1 protein-coding gene is annotated in these 432 nt (G+C 65.5%); it reads right to left on the bottom strand.

What is annotated here, in order from left to right; translation table 11 throughout:
• Positions 1-432, bottom strand: a 432-nt coding sequence (locus DEQ92_RS23025) for a glycoside hydrolase family 15 protein (protein ID WP_147299615.1), incomplete at both ends; no start/stop codon positions are given.

The raw sequence follows: 432 nt of genomic DNA, 5'->3' as shown, positions 1-432 counted from the left end.
CCATCGACCACGCCAGCGGCGTCGCCGCGCCGGTCCCTTCGCCGAACGCCCAGTTGTACTGCGTGCTGTGCTCGCGGTCCCAGACCTGCTCTGCGAGCATCCGGCCGGAGTTGGCGAAGCCCGCCATCGTTTCGAGGAGGTTTCGGGGATCGAGCGCGTCTTCGTCCGGGCCGTAGAGCAGTTCGTACTCTCCACGCTCGCCGGTGAAGATTGGCCAGAGTCGGCCTTTGCCCTTCGATTCGATCGACCACGGCGCGCCCTCCTCGTCGACTGCGCGCTCGCCGTAGCCGTCGCCGTTGTACCGATAGAACGCCGGACCGTGCGGCGTATCCACGCGGATCGTCTCGTCGACCTCCGTCACCGAATTCCGAATTATCTCGTCGTCTGCGGGCTTGATTCCCAATCGGGTGAGTTCGAGGAAGCCGGCGTCGA

This window comes from Haloferax sp. Atlit-6N (assembly GCF_003383195.1).
In the GTDB taxonomy this organism is placed as follows: Archaea; Halobacteriota; Halobacteria; order Halobacteriales; family Haloferacaceae; genus Haloferax; species Haloferax gibbonsii.
This window is presented reverse-complemented; position numbering and strand designations above follow the sequence as displayed.